The organism is Henriciella aquimarina (assembly GCF_002088975.1).
Classification (GTDB): domain Bacteria; phylum Pseudomonadota; class Alphaproteobacteria; order Caulobacterales; family Hyphomonadaceae; genus Henriciella; species Henriciella aquimarina.
This window is the reverse complement of the sequence record NZ_NCST01000069.1, coordinates 1-1,822: the sequence shown is the minus strand read 5'-3', so window position 1 is coordinate 1,822 and position 1,822 is coordinate 1. Positions and strand designations below refer to the sequence as shown.

Here is a 1,822-nt window from a genome sequence, read left to right as displayed (position 1 = left end):
CCGCGCACGGATGTTTCTGCTTGCGCCGCGCGGCAAAAGGCGTGATGGAGGGGGCCTCGACCCTTTCGCCGGACTATCAGGCCTTGTTTGCGGTTGCCCCATCGGGGATTTGCTGCGCTCTCGACTTAGACGACTCCCCAGAAATGTTTCGATACCCCCGTACGCAATGTCGCGTGCGATAACGCTTTGTGAGGAGGTCTCCATGACCGAAGGCACAGTTAAATTCTTCAACGACCAAAAAGGTTTTGGTTTCATTGCCCCCGACGCTGGTGGCGACGACGTGTTCGTGCACGCCACCGCGCTTGAGCGCTGCGGCATGAGCTCGCTGGCCGAAGGCCAGAAGGTTCAGTTCACGACCGCCATCGACCCGCGCAAGGGCAAGTCGGCCGTCGACCAGATCGAACTGGTCTAGAAACACAAAAGCCCCGGGCGCATCGAAGGACTTCCAAAGCCCCGGCGCCCGGGGCTTTTTTTATGGGTGGTGGTTTTTTCTTTGCTCCGGCTTTTTGGCCTTGATCCCCGCTTCGGCTTCGCCTGCGCGATGGATCGGGCTCAGGGCTGTCTTCCTGTCCTGCTCCCGTTGCGGCGCTTTGCGCCTCACATGGAGCGGGCTCAGGGCTGTGTCCTTTCATTTTGATCCCCGCTCCAGCTTCGCCTGCGCGATGAATCGCGCTCAGGGCTGCGCTCTCCATTTCCCGCGCTCGTCCTTCGACTTCGCTCAGCAACTGTATTGGATGTCATGTTTTCTGAGTTTTGCGTTGAGGATTGTGAGGAGTTTTCTGGCGATAGCGATGAGGGCGAGCTTTGGAGGTTTTCCAGCGGTTCGCATGGCGCAGTAGGTCTGCTTGAGCCTTGGGTGATGGCGCGAGGCTGAGAGGGCGGCGAGGTAGAGTGCTTCGCGCACCCTTGCGCGCCCGCCCCAGACCCGGCGTTTTCCCCTGAAGCTTCCGCTTTCATGGGCATGGGGAGCAAGGCCTGCAAGGGCTGCGATGGGTCTTCGGGCCAGGTGTCCGAGCTCTGGCAGGAAGGCGAGCAGGGCTGCGGTTGTGACCGGTCCGACGCCCGGTTCGCTGGCGATGAGGCGGGCCCGGCCAGCCAGGGTGTCATCGGCCTCGATATGGACCGCGATCTCCTTGTCCATGGTGACGATCTGTCGGGTCAGGCCTGCGATCCTGGCTTTCAGCCGCCGCACCAGCGGGCCGCAGCGATAGCGTTCGAGCTGGTTGAGACAGGCTTTTCGGGCTTCAACAAGATCATGCCGGTAGGCGTGAAGCTCGCGCAGGACCTGCACGCCGGGTGCGGGTGGGACGTGCACCGGCAGGCTGATCTGGCCGGCCATGGCCGACAGGAGCCGGGCATCGACACGGTCTGTCTTGGCCAGCACGCCAGAGGCGCGGGCAAACTCGCGCGCCTGGCGCGGGTTGACCCGGTACATCCGCACGCCAGCCTGGCTCATCGCCCGTTCGAGCGCTTCGCCATAAGGGCCTGTGGCCTCGAAGACGATGGATGGGGGAGCCAGCAGACAGAGGGTATCGAGCCCTGCCGCATCATTGGACAGCCGGTGAAAGCAGCCGTCACGCGGATCGAAGACATCGAGATGCGTCTTGGAAATATCGACGCCGAGAGCAGGGTGTGACATGAAGAAAATCCTGTCCTTGTCATACGGGGTCGGCTGTCACCGCCCCTGGCAACTGTTCAGGCGACACAACTGTCGTACCCGGCAGGCGAGCCCCTGGCTGAGCCACGATCCGTCAAATCAAGGATGAGAACGGGGTCTCGCCTGCCACCCCTCTATCGCACACTTCAAACAGACAAGGATGAG

General features: G+C 62.1%; 2 protein-coding genes. One reads left to right on the top strand and one right to left on the bottom strand.

From position 1 onward, the window contains the following. Nucleotides 1-202: 202 nt before the first annotated feature. A complete protein-coding gene (locus B8784_RS11080) occupies nt 203-412 on the top strand; it encodes a cold-shock protein (protein WP_084398022.1) in 210 nt (69 codons plus the stop codon). 306 nt (nt 413-718) lie between these two features. Here B8784_RS11080 and B8784_RS11075 read toward each other — a convergent pair whose 3' ends face one another. Continuing rightward, nucleotides 719-1,639 carry a transposase gene (locus B8784_RS11075; RefSeq protein ID WP_084396516.1) on the bottom strand — a complete coding sequence of 307 codons (921 nt, stop codon included), beginning with the start codon at nt 1,637-1,639 and terminating at the stop codon, nt 719-721. Nucleotides 1,640-1,822: the final 183 nt, after the last annotated feature.